This window comes from Mycobacterium sp. 050128, assembly GCF_036409155.1.
Classification (GTDB): Bacteria; Actinomycetota; Actinomycetes; order Mycobacteriales; family Mycobacteriaceae; genus Mycobacterium.
In genome coordinates, this window is record NZ_JAZGLW010000001.1 from 524,474 (window position 1) to 541,272 (window position 16,799).

The window sequence follows — 16,799 nt, forward strand, 5'->3', positions numbered from 1 at the left end:
GCCAGCATTGGCATTCGTGACATCAAGACCGCGTGCCCTGGTGACGGCCCCGCTGCGTGGCCCGGGGTTCGCCAAACTCCGCCAGCTGGCCGATGTGATCTATGACCCTTGGATAACTGAGCTCGAGGCGGCCCCGCTGCGGATCTACGGCCCCGAGCAGTTGGCCGAACGGATCACCGCCGAAGCCGCCGACGTCGTTGTGGTGGAGAGCGACTCGGTGCGCGGACCGGTGTTAGACGTGGGTCTGCGCGCGATCGCATCCACCCGCGGCGATCCCAACAACGTCGACATCGCCGGAGCCACCGCGGCGGGCATCCCGGTGCTGAATACGCCGGCTCGCAACGCCGATGCGGTCGCCGAGATCGCGGTGGCCCTGCTGCTGGCCGCCACCCGCCACGTGCTGACCGCCGACTCGGATGTACGCAGCGGCAACATGTTTCGCGACGGCAGCATCCCCTATCAGCGCTTCCGGGGGTGGGAGATCGCGGGGCGCACCGCCGGGCTGGTGGGCCTCGGCGCCGTCGGCCGGGCGCTGCGATGGCGGTTGACGGGACTGGGCATGCGGGTCATCGCGCACGACCCGTATCACGACGAAGCCCAGCACAGCCTCGACGAACTGCTGAGCGAGGCCGACGTCATCTCGTTGCACGCACCGGTCACCGACGACACCACCGGGATGATCGGCGCCAAGGAATTCGCCGCGATGCGTGACGGCGTGGTTTTCCTGAACACGGCCCGAGCGCAGCTGCACGACACCGACGCGCTCGTCGACGCGCTGCGTAGCGGCAAGGTGGCCGCGGCGGGACTGGACCATTTCGTGGGCGAGTTTCTGGCGACCGACCATCCGTTGGTCGGCATGCCCAATGTCGTGCTGACCCCGCACATCGGCGGGGCCACCTGGGACACTGAGGCACGGCAGGCGCAGATGGTCGCCGACGACCTGGAAGCGTTGCTATCCGGCAACACGCCCGCCCATATCGTCAACCCGGAGGTACTGGGGTCATGAAGTTCGTCGACAACCCGGAAACCGCGGTGCTGGACGCGGCCAAAGACATGCTGCGTCGCGGACTCGTCGAGGGAACCGCCGGCAACATCTCGGCACGACGCTGCGACGGCAACATCGTGATCACCCCCTCCTCGGTGGACTACCGCGATATGCAGCTCGACGACTTGGTGCTCATCGACGCGCAAGGCGTTGTGCAGCACGCCAAGGACGGCCGGGCGCCGTCGTCGGAAATGCAACTGCACCTGGCGGCCTATCAGGCGTACGACGACATCGGCAGCGTTATCCACAGTCATCCCGTGTGGGCGACCATGTTCGCCATTGCCCACGAGCCGATCCCGGCCTGCATCGACGAATTCGCGGTCTACGTCGGCGGCGACGTCCGGTGCGCCGACTATGCCGCATCCGGCACCCCCGATGTCGGGATCAACGCGGTCAAGGCGCTGGCAGGCCGTGGCGCGGCGCTGATCGCCAACCACGGCCTGGTCGCGGTGGGACCCCGTCCGGACAAGGTCCTGCACATTACCGCACTCGTCGAACGCACCGCTCAAATCGTCTGGGGCGCAAGGGCTCTCGGCGGTCCGGTGCCGATTCCCGAAGACGTCAACCGCAACTTCGCCGGCGTTTACGGCTACCTGCGCACCAATCCTCTATGAGCCGGGTGCAGCTGGGTCGCGCGTGTGTGACGCGCATCGTGGAATTTCAGTTCGATTTGGGGACAAAGTCTTTCGCCCAGACCCCGCCGGACGGCTGGCACGACAACGCCGACCTGCTGGTGCCGGATTTCTTCGACCCCGACACCGAGAAATGGCGTATCGCGGTGCAAAGCTGGGTCGTCGAGGTCGACGGGTTGACCGTCGTCGTGGACACCGGCGTCGGTAACGATCGACACCGCCCGCACATGCCACCGTTGGATCGGCTGAACACCGGGTTCCTCACCGCGTGGGAGTCAGCGGGCATCGACCGCAGGGCCGTGGACGTCGTCATCAACACCCACATTCATTCCGACCATGTCGGATGGAACACGATGCTCGTTGACGACACCTGGGTGCCGACCTTTCCCAACGCCCGATACCTCGCGCCCGCAGCCGATTACCGTTACTTCGCGCCCGATGGACCCGTGGCACGGCGATCGCCGCGCACCGAGCAGGAGGCCGCCCAGCAGCACGGTGATCAGCTGGTGTTCGCCGACAGCGTGTCGCCCGTCGACGCGGCCGGACAGCTCGTCTGTTGGTCCGACGACTATCCGATCAGCCCGTCGCTACGCCTGCGACCGGCCGCGGGACACACGCCCGGCTCCTCGGTGCTGTGGCTGGATGCCGGGGTTCCCGTGGTGTTCGTCGGTGACATCACGCACAGCCCGCTGCAGGTGCGCCGGCCCGCCGACCCGTGTGCCTTCGACGTGGACACCGACGCCGCCGCGGTGACCCGGCACCGGATCTTCACCGAGGCGGCGAATGCCGGCGCGACCGTGATCCCCGCGCACTACCCCGGTCACGGCGGCGCGTCGCTGCGCGCCGTCGGCGACCAATTCGAGGTTGACGAATGGCTGGAGATCGAACCGCTCAGCCGAGAGTGACCGGCAACGAGTCGTACACGGTCATGTTGTTGCAGAGGTCGGGCAGCGTCATCGTCGGCTCCCCGGTTTCGACCACATGGGTGTTCAACAAGATCTCGTCCAGCGCGGCCCTGATTTCCGCCCGGGCAAGCATCGCGCCCAGACAATGGTGGGCGCCGCCGCCGCCGAATGACTGATGGGGATTGGGATCACGGCGAATGTCGAACCGGTTCGGGTCCTCGAACACGTCCTCGTCACGATTGGCCGACCGCAACATGGTCACCACGCGCGCGCCCTCTGGGACAAGCGTGTCACCGAGCATCACGTCCCGCGTTGCACCGCGCACCCAGAACATGATGGGCGTGGAATACCGGAGCACCTCCTCGACGGCCGTGGCCCGCGCGTCGGGCTCGGATCGGTAGACGTCGATCTGATACGGGTTGGCGACGAAGGCCCGTATTCCGTCGCACAACGCATTGCGAGTGGTGTCGGCGCCGGCCAACCCGAGCACGAAGAAGAAGATCTCCAGTTCGTTGGAGGGCAGCAGGAAACTCTCGCCCGAGTCCGCGGTGATCTCCGTGGTGCACAGCGCACTCCAGATGTCGTCGACGGGATGTTCGCGCTTATTCGCCGTCAGCGTGCTCGCGTATTGAAACAACTCGACGAAGGGCAACACGTCGTCGCCATCGGGCATGGCGAGCTGCGCTCCGGCGGTCTTCAATACCTGCTCGATCAGACCGAACACGTGCGGCCGGTCGGCCTCGGGGATCCCGACGATGTCGCCGATCACCGAGATCGGCAGTCCTGCGGCCAGATCCACGAACTCACCCCCACCGGATTCCAGCAGGGCGCCGGCCATCTCCTTGGCCCGCTGGCGAATTCCGTCTTCCAGCTTCGCCACCGCGCGGGGGGTGAACGCGCGCGAGATGACCTTGCGGCGGATGGTGTGATCCGGCGGGTCCAAACTCACGATCGCCGGATAGGCGTCGAACAGCGGCACGTCCTGAATCAGCGGTCCACCCGTCGCCGTGAAGGACTCGTGGTCGCGGTGCACTCGCGCCACGTCGGCATGCTTCGTGCACACCCAGAACTCGCGACCCACAACAGATTTCACGTCGGCGGTTAGTTGCTGGTGAAACACCGGCGTGCGGGCGCGCAAAGCGGCGAACAGCTCGTCGGGAAATCGCGACGCCCAGATCCCCGGTTCGCCCAGGTCGATCGTGGTATGGGTCATGATGCGTTCTCCCCTATCTCGTTGCGCAGACCGTTGAGGATCAGCCGCAACCCGTACCCGAACACCCGCTCGCTCGGCCGGTCAGCCGCGGCGTCGGGGTTTCGGATGTGGGTGAGCTGTACCGAACCCAGCAGATGGATATACAACGCGGCGTGCGCCGCTTCGAAATCGTCTGCCCGCAAACCGGATTCACGCAAGATGGCGCGTGAGGCACGATCCATCTCGGTGGCCGCGGCGGTGTGCGGATACTCCTGGAGCAACGCCGCGATCCCCGGCACCTCGAGCAACACCTTCCACGCGTCGGTGTAGAGCGCGATCAAACGCGCCTCCCAGTCGCCCTGCCGCGGCACCTGGATCTGAGCGAGCACCGATTCGATCAGCAGATCGAGCAGCTCGCGCTTGTCGCGGACGTGGTAATAGACCGATGAGGCCGCCGTGCCCGCCTCGGCCGCGAGTTCGCGCATCGTGACCCGGTTGACGCCGACGCGCTTGGCCAGTCGCAGCAGGTGCTTCGTCAGGTGCGCCCGATCCAGCGCCCCATAGCGCAGCACCGGCGCATTCACCACGGATTCCTCCACTGTTTCGCACTTCTGTTTCGCACGATTGCGTTTCGAACAGTGTTCCGATTAGAACAGCGTTCGAGTCGGGTGTCAACGCCGCCCGGACTTCGTGTGTCCGTTGAATCGCGCCCCGCCGGCTACCGCGAAATCGATTCGATTCCCGCGATCAACACCTCGAGGCCCTGCTCGAAACGCCGGGCGGGGTCGACCCTCAATTGGGTCGGCAAGCCTTCGATCGCCTGCTCGAACGAAACCGAACCCAGCACGAACACCATCAGCAGCACCCGGGTGCCTTCACGACGTCCCTCGGGCACCCCGGCATCGGCAAGCACGCGTTGCATGAGCAAATCGACTTGCAACGCCGCACCCTCGGCCGGATAGGTCTGCAGCACGTCGGCGATGCCATCGACGCGCAATAGGGCCGTTCGGGCGCTACGGGCGAACACCTTCAGGCGTCGTTGCCAGGACCCACGGTCGGGCAGCGTCACCGCCGACAGCGTGGCTTCGGCAATCAGGTTTAGCAGCTCGCGCTTACCGTCCACGTGGTGGTACATCGCCGTGGTGGATAACCCGAGTTCGCCGGCCAGCGCTCGGACGGTCACGCTGCGGATACCGCCACGCTGCGCCACGCGCATGGCCGCAGCGACGATTGCTTCACGATCCAGCTCCCCGTAATGGGGCACCTTTCGCGACGGTCGCGCTCCGGTTACGGCCATGGCCGCCACGCTACGGAGTTCAGATCGCCAAACATGGCCACCACCGCAGGATCGCGGCGTCACCAACCACGACGACATTGTCCGCACCTATCCGATTCCAGATCCAGAGCAACAGGTCCGAGGCCGATCCGGACAGCTCCGTACCCGAGCGGCCGGGAACCGCGCCGTCCGGTGAGGTCATCAGGGGGACATCAAAGCATATGTCGATGTCGTTGGGACACAGCCTGATTGAAGGCACGGGCGCTGCCGGTGCGGCCTGCACCATCAACGGGAGGAATTCTTCGGTGAATTCGGCGATCCCGTCCAGGGCGAGGGCGGCGGCCAGTGGCTCGGGTGCCGGATGGGTGGCGTTGTCTGCGTCCCATCGGTGAATGGCCGCCTCCAGCGCAGCCTTGCGGCGCCACCACCTGCTGGCCTGGGGGCCTTTCAGCGGTGTCCAGACCAACTCATCGGCCGCGACCGAAGACAGTGCCGCCCGAAGCCGGTCGACGCTCTCGCCGAACCAGCCCGACAGCTGGTTCACGTCGTCAGGCGGCAGTGGCAGAAGCCGCTGCTGCGCTTCCAGACCGCCGGTCACACAGGTGCTCACCCATCGATGCGCACCGCCGACGTGCCCGACAAGGTCGCGAAGTGTCCATTCCGGACAGGTCGGGACACCGACGTCGCCCGAAGCCATTGCGGCGATCTCGATCAGCCTGCGGCTCTCCAACTCGATCAATCCGAGGTAGTCGTCCGCCGGCACCGCAATCACGAGCTAATCTTTACAGCGTTAACTTTTTGTTGGCAATTAACCCTCGGCAAGCGAAGGAACAGCATGGACCGATACCGGGTGGTTCAGTGGTCGACCGGCAACATCGGCAAGCGCGCACTGGGTGCCCTGATCGACCGCGACGACTTTGAGGTGGTCGGCGTCCATGCGTTCGGGCCCGACAAAGTGGGTTGTGACGTAGGAGTTCTCGCTGAGCGCCCCCCGATCGGGGTGGCCGCGACCGATGATGTCGACGCGTTGATCGAGCTGGCCCCGGATTGCGTGAACTACATGCCTCGCGTCATCGACTTCGAACTGGTGGACAGGCTGCTGCGGAGCGGCATCAACGTGGTGACCACCGGAGACTTCCTGACCGGTTCGCATCACCCGGTCGAGCGGGCCGCGTTGCGCGAGGCGGCGCTTCATGGCGGCGCGACCTTCCTGGGAACGGGTTTCGAGCCGGGGTTCATCAACGTCGTCGCCGGCTTCCTCACCGGCGCGTGCCGAAAAGTGCACAGCGTCAAGCTGGTTGAGACGCTGGACTGCACCACCTATCCCGTGCAAGACGTGTGGAAGGTGCTCGGATTCGGCAAGCCACCGCGCGAACGAGTGAAGTCGATTGACCCGCAGGCCCAACGGTATGGCCTGGGTTACTTCGAGACGCTCGACATGGTCGCCACCATGCTGGGCGTGCAGCTCGACTCGACGGAAGGCTTTGTCGAGAACGCGGTTCTGACACGAGACCTGCACCTGGGGTGGACGGACTACGCCGCCGGCACGACGGGAGGTCAACGCCGCAGTTACCGCGGTCACCGCAACGGCCGTCCGGTGATCGAGCTGGCGATCTGCTGGACCATGAGCAGCGACGCGCTGGATCCGCAATGGGAAGACCCCGAGGGTTTCAGCGTGGTGATCGACGGCGAACCGTACGTCGACGCGACGATCCGGTTCGGCCATCCGGGTCAGGATGCGATGACGGTGTTGATGGACAGCACCGCCGTCGCGGCGGTCAATGCCATTCCCTTCCTCTGTGAGACAGACCCGGGCATCATCACCCCAATTGACCTGCCGATCATGGGATCTCACGGCGCGATGGCCTAGGCAGAGCGGCGGCGCCAGTCCCGTGGTGGCATGCCGTGCACCCGGGTGAACTGCCGGCTGAAATAGCCGGGATCGAAAACCCCTACCCGCCGGGCGATCTCGGCGACCGGAAGATCCGATTCCTCCAGTAAGGTGCGCGCTTGCGCCATCCGGCGTTCGATGATCCACTCACCCACGGTGCGCCCGGTGCGGCGGCGCACCACCGTGGTCAGATGCCCCGGCGTGATGCCGAGTTCGCCCGCCACGTCGCGCAGCGACAACGCCTCGCCGTGACGGCGGTCGATCACCGCGAACACGTCGGCCAGCAAGGGCTCACCGCTGCGCTTGAGATCGGCCACCACGTCGCGAGCGAGCCGCGCGAGCTCGATCAGCAGTAGCGTCAGGTGCGCCAGGGCCGCCTGTCGATGGCCCTCCTGCCGAGCGGTGAGTTCGGTTTCGATCGATCGGATCGCGTTGTCCCACATGGGTATTCGGTCCTCGGGTATCTCCAGGCGCAATACCCCACCGGAAAATCCGTGCAAGAACGGGAAGAGCAGCGGGTGCCCTCGCCAGGCCGGCCAGGGCGAGCGCCCGTCCTCGCCGAGCGCCGCGGGATCGAAGAAGACCGCGACACCGGCATCCAAATCTTCCAGCTGCTCCGGGTCGAGCACCTCACCGGCCGCGGCCACGTACACCAGGCCCGCCGCGGGGACGTACCACAGCGCCGGGAAGTCGTGAATGTGACGGCCCCGCTCGTCGAGGTCGCCCAGGTGGCGGTGCAGGGCCACCGGATACGTGTCCGGGTCGGTCCGATATTGGTAGATCGGGACACCGCCACGGTGACCGACCAGCCGAGCTGCCTGCGTCATGATTGCAAAATATAATCCTACTTTTGGCGATGATCACCCAATTCTTCGGTGAACCAGCGGTCCACTATGGATTTCATGACGAAACATCATCCACATGACTATCTTCCCGCCACCGGTCACGATGCTTTTCTGCCCGCATACGACGCGATCGCCCGGCTCATGGGCCTCGACGGCGTCTACGAACGGCTAGTCAGCCAAGCGGACATCGCCGACGGTCAGCGAGTCCTGGAAATAGGCTGCGGCACGGGAAATCTCGCGATCCGCGCCAAGCGTGCCCAGCCTTCTGCGGACGTGGTGGGTTGCGACCCAGACCCGCGGATCTTGGCGCTCGCGAAGCGAAAGGCCACCCGATTGACCGGCATCCGCTTCGAACAGGGTTACGCCGAACGGCTTCCCTACGCCGACGGCGAGTTCGACCGGGTCCTGTCTTCGATGATGCTGCATCACATCAACGACGACGCGAAGCCGGTGGCGGCAGCGGAGATATTTCGGGTGTTGCGTCCCGGCGGGAGGCTGCACCTGGTCGACATCAGCGGCGACACGAACAGCGGCGGCCTGCTGGCGCGGCTCATCCGGCACAACCATCACGCGGCCGGCAACCTCGGGGACGCAGTGCCCACACTGCTGCGCACGGCAGGATTCGACTGCACCGAACTCGCCACCAAGCGGCAACGGATCGTCGGCCAACTCACCTTCTATCAGGCCACCCGGCCCGCTTAGGCGCGAGATTGACCGACGATCGAGATCGGATACCGGGCGAGCGACCGACTAACGCTGATCGATGGCGACCTTGATGGCACCGCTTTCGCCCTGGTTGGCAATCGCCAAAAATGCGTCGCGCCAACGGTCCAGCGCGAAGGTGTGGGTCAGCATCGGCCGCAGGTCCACCCGGCCGTCGGCGACCAGGTCGAGGTAGTGGGCGATCGCGTGCTTGCGCAGCCCGTCGACCTCCTCGAAACCGAAGGCATTGGACCCGACGAGGGCGATCTCCTTGAAGTACAGCGGGCTCCACTCCCAGCGTCCGGGCGCGTGAACCCCGGCCTTGACCAGCGTGCCCCGCGAGCGCAGCACCCGCACCCCGACCTCGAACGTCTCGGGTTTGCCGACCGTGTCGTAGACGACGTCGACGGCTCCCGGGTGCGCCATCGGCAGCCCCAGCAGCGGTTGGCGCAGCCGGCCGCCGCCCCAGCCGACCAACCCTTCGATCAGGGACAGGCGTGGCTCGTGCGCAAGGACTTTGGCGGCCCCGAACTTTCGGGCCACCTCGGCCTGGGCATCGAAGCGCGCCACCACGGCCACCGCCACGTCGGGATACAGCGCCCGCAGGATCGCGACCGCACACAACCCGAGTGAACCGGCCCCGTAGACCAAGACCCGGCCCGAGCGGGGCGGTGGATGGCGGGTGATCGCGTGCAGCGACACCGAAAACGGGTCGGCGAACACGGCCATCTCGTCGGGTATCGACTCGGGAACCGCGAACAGCATGCTGTCGTGCGCCGGCATCAATTCCGCGTATCCACCGGTCACGTCGGCCGACACCCCGGTGTGGATCCCCGGCTTGATATCGCCGTCGGTGAAGCTCCAGCACAGGCTGTAGTCGCCGCTTTCGCAGGCGGGACACACCGGCTCGATGCCGCGCGGCCCGCACGACAGCCACGGGTTGAGCACGACGCGCTGCCCCACCTCGAGCCCGCGGGCTCCTGCCCCCAGCGCCACCACGTCGGCGACCACCTCGTGACCCATCACCTGCGGAAAGGAACAGAAGCCGCCCATTGCATTGTCGGCGTCGTCCTCGCCGAAGTCCATCAGGATTTGCTTGGAGTCCGAGCCGCAGATTCCGGTCAGCCGCGGCCGCGTGACCACCCAATCCTCTTGCGGCAGTTGCGGATCCGGCACTGACCGCAGGGCGGTCGGGGTGCGGGCCAAGTTGGCTGTCAGCGTGTTGGCGTCGCCGGGAACCTCGAACGGCTCCGGTGCCACGCCGTACACCAGCGCCTTCATCCGGGTGCCATCCCGGCCACCCCGGCGATGAAGGCTTCGGCCAGGTCGCCAACCCACATCGCCAAGTCCGGCGAGGTTCGACGGCACTGCGCGAGCCCCTCGCCGAGACGGTCGCGTCGCCGGGCGATCAGCCCCATGACCGCGTCCTGGGCAGCCAGCCGCCGGGCCGGGGCCGCCCCCCGGCCCGAAGAAGCACCGGTGATCAGCGCCCGTTTTCCGGCCATCGTGAAGGGCGGTGCGTACGCCATTCGTCAAGGTTGCCCCGAATCGCGGGAAGCGTACAGTGGTGGAAGCTTGTTATATTAGCTAAGTATTAACGAAGGTAAGCTAAATACATCCGATTGAGGGGGCACCAAATGACTTCTTCCACCAACTCCACCAGATACGAGGGCGACACCTGGGACCTGGCGTCCAGCGTCGGTGTGACGGCAACGATGGTCGCGGCCGCGCGCGCTATCGCGACCCGCGCCGATCGCCCGCTGATCAACGACCCATTCGCCGAACCGCTGGTCAAGGCCGTCGGCGTGGACCTGCTCTCTCGGCTGGCCACTGGCGAGCTGGACCCCGCAGAGCTGAACGACGTCCACGACGGCGCGGCCGGATCGGCCGGGGCGATGTCGCGGATGGCCGACAACATGGCCGTGCGCACCAAATTCTTCGACGAGTTCTTCATCGGTGCCACCGAGGCTGGTATCAAGCAGGTTGTGATCCTGGCTTCCGGGCTCGATTCCCGCGCCTACCGGTTGGCGTGGCCCGCCGGCACGGTGGTCTACGAGGTCGACCAGCCGCAGGTCATCGAATTCAAGACCAAGGCGCTGGCCAAGCTGGGTGCGGCACCGACCGCCGACCGCCGGGTGGTGGCGGTCGATCTGCGCGACGACTGGCCCACCGCGCTGCGCACCGCGGGTTTCGACCCCGCCCAGCCGGCGGCATGGAGCGCCGAGGGTCTGCTCGGCTACCTGCCGCCGGACGCCCAGGATCGCCTGCTGGACACCATTACCGCGCTCAGCGCGGCGGGCAGCCGACTGGCCACCGAGAGCGCGCCCAACCCGGAGCCCGGCGAAGAGGAAAAGATGCGCGAGCGCATGCAGACCATCACCGAACGCTGGCGTGCACACGGTTTCGACCTCGACATGGCGGCCCTGGTCTACCTCGGCGACCGCAACGAAGCGGTTCCCTATCTGGCCGATCGCGGGTGGAGCCTCGCCAGCAGCACCATCCAGGAGTTGTTCGCGGACAACGGATTTGATCCGCTCGAAGACGACGACATGCGGATGGGCGAGATGCTCTACACCAGCGGCACCCTGGATAAGAAAGCGAAGTAGATGAGCACTGATTCAGGACGTACCGAAGGCGACAGCTGGGACCTGGCCAACAGCGTGGGAGCGACGGCCACCATGGTCGCCGCGTCCCGCGCCGTGGCGTCGCAGGGACCCGACGCGCTGCTTGACGATCCGTACGCGGATCCACTGGTGCGGGCCGTGGGGCTGGATGTCTTCGTCCGCGTCATCGACGGCGAGATCGATTTCGAGGACGACGCGCTGCTCAACCGCAAGGCGCGGATCCATCAGATGACGGTGCGCACCCGGTTCTTCGACGACTTCTTCACCGGCGCAGCCGAAGAGGGTGTGCGGCAGGCGGTGATCCTGGCGTCCGGTCTGGACACCAGGGCCTACCGGCTGCCGTGGCCGGCAGGCACGGTGGTCTACGAGATCGACCAGCCCCAGGTCGTCGCGTTCAAGACCGACACACTGGCCGGTATCGGGGCCGCGCCGAGCGCCGAGCGCCGTACCGTCGCCATCGATCTGCGCGACGACTGGCCGGCGGCGTTGCGCGCGGCCGGCTTCGATGTCACGCAACCGACCGCCTGGAGTGCCGAAGGGCTGCTGCCCTACCTGCCGCCGGAGGCCCAGGACCGGCTGTTCGACAACATCACCGCCCTGAGCGCGCCGGGCAGCCGCATCGCCACCGAGCATGTGCCCGACCCCAATGCGTTCTCCGACGAGCGCTTACAGCAGATCAGCGACCGGTGGCGCAGCTTCGGATTCGACCTGAACGCGGCCGACCTGTTCTACCAGGGCGAGCGCAGCGTCGTGGTGGACTATCTGAGCACGCACGGCTGGCAGGTGACGGCCCATCCCGCCAAGGAGCTGTATGCCCGCAACGGGTTTGAGTTCCCCTCGGAGGAGATGACGACCGCCTTCGGCGACATGAGCTATGTGGCCGCGACGCGCAATTAGGGCTTGGCTCACGCCATTTGCCCAACTCCTCATCGCGCCGTTCGGCGCGCATCGTCGTCGGGCTAGAGTCGTCTCATGCCTCGCGCACACGACGATAACTGGGATCTGGCGTCCAGCGTGGGCGCGACCGCAACCATGGTCGCGACCGGGCGTGCCATGGCGACGAAGGATCCCCGCGGTTTGATCAACGATCCGTTCGCCGAACCGCTCGTGCGCGCGGTCGGCGTGGATTTCTTCACCAAGATGATGGACGGTGAGCTCGACCTCTCGGCCATCGAGAACGCCACGCCGGTCCGCATGCGGGCGATGATCGACGGAATGGCGGTGCGCACGAAGTATTTCGACGACTACTTCGTCAACGCCACCGCCGCCGGCGTGCGCCAGGTGGTGATCCTCGCGTCCGGCCTCGACTCGCGCGCCTACCGGTTGCCGTGGCCCGCCGAGACGGTGGTCTACGAAATCGACCAGCCGCAGGTAATCGATTTCAAGACAACCACTTTGGCCGGTATCGGGGCCCATCCCACCGCTACCCGGCGCACCATTTCGATCGACTTGCGCCAGGACTGGCCGGCGGCACTTCGGGCGGCCGGGTTCGACACCACCACGCCGACCGCGTGGTTGGCCGAGGGTCTGCTGATCTACCTGCCGCCCGACGCCCAGGACCTGTTGTTCGACAACATCACCGCCCTGTCCGCGCCGGGCAGCACAATCGCCACCGAATTCGTCCCGGGCATTGTGGATTTCGATGCCGACCGGGTACGGGAGATGTCGGGCTCCTTCAAGGAGCACGGCGTCGACATCGACATGGCGTCGCTGGTGTACGCCGGGCAGCGCAATCACGTCGTCGACTATCTGGGTATCAAGGGCTGGACCGTCGAGGGCGTGACGCGAACGGAATTATTCGGCCAAAACGGCCTGGAGGTCCCGCCGCCGGAAAACGACGACCCGCTCGGCGAGATCATCTTCATCAGCGGCCGGCTCGCCGGCTAGTGGCGATCGCAAGCGCGGCGTAGCCGGGCGCAGCGGGTCGCCACCATCGGGCTAGAAGCGCGACTCCCCCAGCCACAGCACACTGGCACCGCTGACCGCCTGCTCGAGGTTTTCCACCACCGCGGCAACCGTGCGGCCGAGCAGTGCGCCCAGCGCATCCGGCAGCGATGCGGCGGCCGGCTGCGAGGACGCCCGGGGGCGCACCAGCGCAAGCAACGAGGATCCCGGGAAGCTGACGACCCGGACATCGGTGTCCTCGTCCAGGCCGGCCAGGATCTTGGCGCGGCGCACCGCGGTGCGCAGGCCGCCGAGTTCGTCGACCAGGCCACGTTCGAGGGCGTCGGCTCCGGTCCACACCCGTCCTTGAGCAACGGCGTTGACGGCCTCGGTGGTCAGGTTTCGGCCCTCGGCGACGCGCTGCACGAAGTCGTCGTAGATCAGGTCCGCCTCGGCCTCTCGATCGGCCCGCTGCTGCGCCGTGAAGGGCACATCGGTCGACCACGCGTCGGCATTTGCGTTGGTGCGCACCGCATCTGACACAACTCCGAAGCGTTCCTTGAGATCGCGGAACACCAGCTTCCCGGTGATCACACCGATCGAGCCGGTGATCGTGCCCGGACTGGCGACGATCACGTCGGCGGCCATCGCGGCGTAGTAACCGCCGGACGCGGCGACCGACCCCATCGATGCCACCACCGGTTTGCCGCGTTCACGGGCCCGCGCGACCTCGCGCCAGATGGTCTCCGACGCCGTGACCGAACCGCCGGGGCTGTCGATCCGCAGCACGATGGCCGATACCGAATCGTCGCGCGCGGCCTCCCGCAGGGCCGCCGCGATCGTGTCGCCGCCGGCGCTGGAGTTGCCGAACGGCAGGAACTGCGGGCCGCCGCGCCCGTTGACGATCGGACCCTGCAGCGTGATCACGGCGAACGTGGGCTTGGGGCGGCGTCCGGGAATCGGCGGCGCCGGCGGCACCAGCCGCGACCGGGACGCGGCGGAATAGCGGGTCAGATTGAGCCGCGGCGCCAACTTTTCCGGGTCGGCCCCGGGGTCATCTTCGTCAGCCGAAACACCTTCCACACCAATCAATTCCGCGATTCGCGCGTGGGCCTGATCGCGGAAGCCGATCCGGTCGACCAGGCCGGAGGACACCGCGTCATCGCGCAGCAGCGGGGCCCGGTCTGCCAGGGCGTCGAGTGTGGCCGCATCGATCTTGCGCGACACGGCGATCTCGTGCCACACCTGGTCCTGCAGACTTTCCAGCATCCGGGTGACCGCTTCGCGATGGGCTTCGGTAAAGCCCTCTTCGGTGAAAACGTTTGCCGCCGACTTGTATTCGCCTCTGGCAACGAACTCGGCGTCGATCCCCGCCTTGTCCAGTGCGGTGCGCAAAAAGGTCGCATTGCTCGCGAAGCCGATCAGCCCGACGCTGCCCGACGGCTGCATCCAGACCTCGCTGAACGCCGAGGCCAAGTAGTAGGACAGCGTCCCCGGGTAGGTTTCGGCCCAGGCCAGCGATGGCTTGACCGCGCTGAACGCGGCGATCGCCTCGCGCAGCTCCTGGACCGCGGCCGGCGCCGAGGCCTCGAGTTGCACGCGCGCGATCAGCCCGGCCACCCGGGAGTCCTCGGCGGCGCGGTGGATCGCGGCGACCGCCTGGGGCAGCGTTATCGGTCGCTCCGCCCCCGTGACGAACGCTATGGGGTCGAAGCCCGCCGTCTCGGGCGGCACCGAACGCAGGTTGAATTCGAGCACGCAGCCATTGGGTACGCCGTGGTGGCGAACCGTATCGACGCGGCCGGCCAGGGCACGCACGTCGTCGACACCGGGCAGTGAAGGCAGAAAGGCGAACATGCTCTGCAGCGTACCGATTGACGCCCGTAGGGTGATTTCGTGAGGTTCTCGATTGCCATCCCACAGTTCGACTACGACGTCTTCGACACTGAGGGGATGCGCTCCTATGTGATGCGCGCCGAGGAACTCGGATTCGAAGGGATCTGGACGCTCGAGCAAACCATCGGCCGAGCACCGCTGCTGGCACCGCTGGAGCTGCTGTCGTACTGCGCGGCCTTCACCGAGCGATTGCGGCTGGGGGTAGCCGTGCTGGTGACGTCGCAGCACGAGCCGCTTCAGCTGGCCTCGGCGGTGGCCACGGTCGACCGGATCAGTCACGGCCGGCTGGATATCGGTGTCGCGCCGGGGCGCGGCGGCCCCACGCTCGCGGCGTTCGGCGTCGACAAGGAGACCTTCATCTCCTATTTCACCGAGGGCCTCACCCTGATGAAGGCGGCCTGGTCCGACGAGCCGACGGTGAACTTCCATGGCCGGTTCCGTGACGTCGCCAACCTGCCGTTCCAACCCAAGCCGGTGCAGCGCCCGCACCCGCCGATCTGGTTCGGCGGTATGGCCCCCAAGGCCTTGGCCCGGGCGGTGCGCCACGGGGACGCCTTCATGGGCGCGGGCGCGTCGCCCACCGAAGCCTTCGCCGAAGCCGTTCCGATCGTGCGCCGCGAACTCGACGAACAGCAGAAGGACCCGGCCCACTTTCCGATCAGCAAGCGCGTTTATCTGATGGTCGACGACGACCCCGCACGCGCCCGCGAGCGGGTGCTCGACGGGTTAGAGCGCACCTACAGCGGTGTGATACCCGGCATCGAGGCCGTTCCGGTGTCCGGAACGGCCGACGACGTCGCCCGCGGGCTCCAAGAGGTGCTCGACGCCGGCGCCCAGACGCTGCTGCTCAATCCGCTGGGCGCCGACGTCGGAGAAAACCGCGAGCAGATGGAACGCCTTGCCGCGGAAGTAATCCCGCAGCTCGGTTAGTCAGTTCCCCAATTTCTTCCGCAGCCACTCGCCGATCTCGGCGATTGCGTCGTCGACCTCGGGCACCCAGCCCGCCGCGATGATGAAGGAGTGCTGACCCCCCTCGACTTCGCCCACCAGGACGTCGTTTCCGGCCGCGTCGAGGCGACGGGCGAACTCGGCATCCTCGCCGGCGAGCACTTCGTCGCTGCCCCAGAACACCGCGGTCGGCGGCAGCCCGGACAGGTCCGCGGCAAGCAGACTCACCCGCGGGTCGTCGAAGCCCACTCCGGTGTCGTCCAGCCAGCATGACCGGAAGAACTCCGCGAGCGGACGCGACAGCAACCGGTCGTGCTCCGCGTTGCTGTCGTAGGTCTGGTTTGTCATTGTCAGGTCGACCCACGGGGAGATCGACACGATCGCGCCCGGCAGTGCGGCTCCTTCGTCCCGCAGCGCGATCGCCAGCCCGACCGCGAAGTTGCCACCGACCGAATGGCCAACGCTGGCAATGTTTTCCGGCCGGTAGCCCTGCTGAAGCAGCCAGTTGTAGGCGTTGCGCACGTCTTCGACTTGCGCCGGGAACTTGTGTTCCGGTGAGCGTCGGAAGTTGAGCACCAGGGCCCGCGCACCCGCCGCCTTCGCGATGTGCGCCGCGGCCTTGCGGTCGGAGTGCATGGACGCGACGACGGTGCCACCCAGGTGGTTGTGCAGCAACACGCGGTCCGGGTCACTGTCGACGGGAATGCACCACAGCGCCTCCACCCCGCCCGCGTCTACCTCCGCATAGGTCACGCCCTCGGGTTCCTTGGTGGCGATATGCATCGTCTCGATGACGTCGCGCACGGTGTCCAGGTCGAAATTCGGGTTGGCGGATCGCGCGCTCAGGGCGCCGAAGAAGTCGGCGAACTCTTTCGCCTGCGAGCTGACCATGGGGTTACCTTTCCAGTTATTGAATAACGATCGTTATAGTAACGGACGTTATCCTATGATGGCAGGAG

18 protein-coding genes are annotated in these 16,799 nt (G+C 66.6%); 9 read left to right on the top strand and 9 right to left on the bottom strand.

The window, feature by feature from the left end; translation table 11 throughout:
• The first annotated feature begins 16 nt into the window (after positions 1-16).
• From SKC41_RS02495 to SKC41_RS02505, 3 genes are read left to right on the top strand one after another with little or no spacing between them, the layout of a single operon-like run.
• Positions 17-1,006, top strand: a complete 990-nt coding sequence (locus tag SKC41_RS02495; RefSeq protein WP_330976174.1) for an NAD(P)-dependent oxidoreductase — start codon at positions 17-19, stop codon at positions 1,004-1,006.
• Positions 1,003-1,659: an L-fuculose-phosphate aldolase gene (locus tag SKC41_RS02500; protein WP_330976175.1), complete on the top strand. Its 657-nt coding sequence runs from the start codon at positions 1,003-1,005 to the stop codon at positions 1,657-1,659. Before SKC41_RS02495 ends, SKC41_RS02500 begins: the two co-directional genes overlap by 4 nt.
• The gene (locus tag SKC41_RS02505; RefSeq protein WP_330976176.1) at positions 1,656-2,582 is read left to right on the top strand and encodes an MBL fold metallo-hydrolase; all 927 of its coding nucleotides are present in this window, start codon (positions 1,656-1,658) and stop codon (positions 2,580-2,582) included. Before SKC41_RS02500 ends, SKC41_RS02505 begins: the two co-directional genes overlap by 4 nt.
• Here the strand turns inward: SKC41_RS02505 and SKC41_RS02510 are convergent.
• The 4 genes from SKC41_RS02510 to SKC41_RS02525 form a co-directional block, all read right to left on the bottom strand.
• Positions 2,569-3,795 carry a cytochrome P450 gene (locus SKC41_RS02510; protein ID WP_330976177.1) on the bottom strand — a complete coding sequence of 409 codons (1,227 nt, stop codon included), beginning with the start codon at positions 3,793-3,795 and terminating at the stop codon, positions 2,569-2,571. The genes SKC41_RS02505 and SKC41_RS02510 overlap by 14 nt on opposite strands.
• Positions 3,792-4,361, bottom strand: a complete 570-nt coding sequence (locus SKC41_RS02515) for a TetR/AcrR family transcriptional regulator (protein WP_330976178.1) — start codon at positions 4,359-4,361, stop codon at positions 3,792-3,794. Before SKC41_RS02515 ends, SKC41_RS02510 begins: the two co-directional genes overlap by 4 nt.
• Before the next feature lie 131 nt (positions 4,362-4,492).
• Complete coding sequence (locus SKC41_RS02520) at positions 4,493-5,071, bottom strand: TetR/AcrR family transcriptional regulator C-terminal domain-containing protein (RefSeq protein ID WP_330976179.1); 579 nt, start codon at positions 5,069-5,071, stop codon at positions 4,493-4,495.
• A 19-nt stretch (positions 5,072-5,090) separates the two neighbouring features.
• Complete coding sequence (locus SKC41_RS02525) at positions 5,091-5,822, bottom strand: maleylpyruvate isomerase family mycothiol-dependent enzyme (RefSeq protein ID WP_330976180.1); 732 nt, start codon at positions 5,820-5,822, stop codon at positions 5,091-5,093.
• A gap of 63 nt (positions 5,823-5,885) precedes the next feature.
• On the opposite strand from SKC41_RS02525, the gene SKC41_RS02530 reads away from it, so the two are divergent.
• The gene (locus SKC41_RS02530) at positions 5,886-6,920 is read left to right on the top strand and encodes an NAD(P)H-dependent amine dehydrogenase family protein (protein WP_330976181.1); all 1,035 of its coding nucleotides are present in this window, start codon (positions 5,886-5,888) and stop codon (positions 6,918-6,920) included.
• Here the strand turns inward: SKC41_RS02530 and SKC41_RS02535 are convergent.
• The gene (locus SKC41_RS02535) at positions 6,917-7,768 is read right to left on the bottom strand and encodes a helix-turn-helix transcriptional regulator (RefSeq protein WP_330976182.1); all 852 of its coding nucleotides are present in this window, start codon (positions 7,766-7,768) and stop codon (positions 6,917-6,919) included. The genes SKC41_RS02530 and SKC41_RS02535 overlap by 4 nt on opposite strands.
• Positions 7,769-7,843: 75 nt before the next feature.
• Here SKC41_RS02535 and SKC41_RS02540 point away from each other — a divergent pair, with 75 nt between their 5' ends.
• Positions 7,844-8,488: a class I SAM-dependent methyltransferase gene (locus SKC41_RS02540; protein WP_442931544.1), complete on the top strand. Its 645-nt coding sequence runs from the start codon at positions 7,844-7,846 to the stop codon at positions 8,486-8,488.
• Between the two features lie 48 nt (positions 8,489-8,536).
• On the opposite strand, the gene SKC41_RS02545 is transcribed toward SKC41_RS02540, so the two are convergent.
• Together SKC41_RS02545 and SKC41_RS02550 are read right to left on the bottom strand one after the other, a co-directional pair.
• Complete coding sequence (locus SKC41_RS02545) at positions 8,537-9,769, bottom strand: zinc-dependent alcohol dehydrogenase (RefSeq protein WP_330976183.1); 1,233 nt, start codon at positions 9,767-9,769, stop codon at positions 8,537-8,539.
• Complete coding sequence (locus tag SKC41_RS02550; RefSeq protein WP_330976184.1) at positions 9,766-10,017, bottom strand: SDR family NAD(P)-dependent oxidoreductase; 252 nt, start codon at positions 10,015-10,017, stop codon at positions 9,766-9,768. The genes SKC41_RS02545 and SKC41_RS02550 overlap by 4 nt, the downstream gene beginning before the upstream one ends.
• A 108-nt stretch (positions 10,018-10,125) precedes the next feature.
• Here SKC41_RS02550 and SKC41_RS02555 point away from each other — a divergent pair, with 108 nt between their 5' ends.
• The 3 genes from SKC41_RS02555 to SKC41_RS02565 all read left to right on the top strand — a co-directional run bounded on the left by SKC41_RS02555 (position 10,126) and on the right by SKC41_RS02565 (position 12,999).
• On the top strand, positions 10,126-11,094 hold the full coding sequence (locus SKC41_RS02555; RefSeq protein WP_330976185.1) for a class I SAM-dependent methyltransferase: 969 nt from the start codon (positions 10,126-10,128) through the stop codon (positions 11,092-11,094).
• Entirely contained in the window at positions 11,095-12,009 is a 915-nt protein-coding gene (locus SKC41_RS02560; protein WP_330976186.1) for a class I SAM-dependent methyltransferase, read from the top strand.
• 75 nt (positions 12,010-12,084) lie between these two features.
• Positions 12,085-12,999 carry a class I SAM-dependent methyltransferase gene (locus SKC41_RS02565; protein ID WP_330976187.1) on the top strand — a complete coding sequence of 305 codons (915 nt, stop codon included), beginning with the start codon at positions 12,085-12,087 and terminating at the stop codon, positions 12,997-12,999.
• A 51-nt stretch (positions 13,000-13,050) separates the two neighbouring features.
• Here SKC41_RS02565 and sppA read toward each other — a convergent pair whose 3' ends face one another.
• On the bottom strand, positions 13,051-14,853 hold the full coding sequence (gene sppA / locus SKC41_RS02570; RefSeq protein ID WP_330976188.1) for a signal peptide peptidase SppA: 1,803 nt from the start codon (positions 14,851-14,853) through the stop codon (positions 13,051-13,053).
• Between the two features lie 39 nt (positions 14,854-14,892).
• Between sppA and SKC41_RS02575 the strand changes: the two genes are divergently transcribed.
• On the top strand, positions 14,893-15,822 hold the full coding sequence (locus SKC41_RS02575) for an LLM class flavin-dependent oxidoreductase (protein ID WP_330976189.1): 930 nt from the start codon (positions 14,893-14,895) through the stop codon (positions 15,820-15,822).
• On the opposite strand, the gene SKC41_RS02580 is transcribed toward SKC41_RS02575, so the two are convergent.
• A complete protein-coding gene (locus tag SKC41_RS02580; protein WP_330976190.1) occupies positions 15,823-16,731 on the bottom strand; it encodes an alpha/beta hydrolase in 909 nt (302 codons plus the stop codon).
• Positions 16,732-16,799 lie beyond the last annotated feature (68 nt).